A 228-nucleotide genomic window follows, 5' to 3' on the forward strand; every position below is an offset into this window, starting at 1 on the left:
CGCTCAGCCCCCATCGCCCAGTGCTGCCCTGTTCGCCGCCCCCATACCTCGGCCTTTTTTGCGGCCCCGGTCCCGCTCCTTCTCGGTCGCGCGTTTATCGTGAATCTTCTTACCGGTCACCAGTGCCAGCTCGCACTTCACTTTGTTGCGTTTCCAGGACAGCTTGAAAGGCACACGGGTGGGGCCGTTATCCTGGGTAACCGAAAAGATTTTGGCGATTCCTTTGCG

At 59.6% G+C, this 228-nt stretch carries 1 protein-coding gene; it reads right to left on the reverse strand.

Annotation, left to right across the window (positions count from 1 at the left end):
• Window positions 1–3: 3 nt before the first annotated feature.
• A partial coding sequence (locus R0J87_RS25640) for an SsrA-binding protein (RefSeq protein WP_498889830.1) occupies window positions 4–228 on the reverse strand: 225 nt, incomplete at its 5' end.

The organism is Halomonas sp. SIMBA_159 (assembly GCF_046536035.1).
Taxonomy (GTDB): Bacteria; Pseudomonadota; Gammaproteobacteria; order Pseudomonadales; family Halomonadaceae; genus Vreelandella; species Vreelandella venusta_A.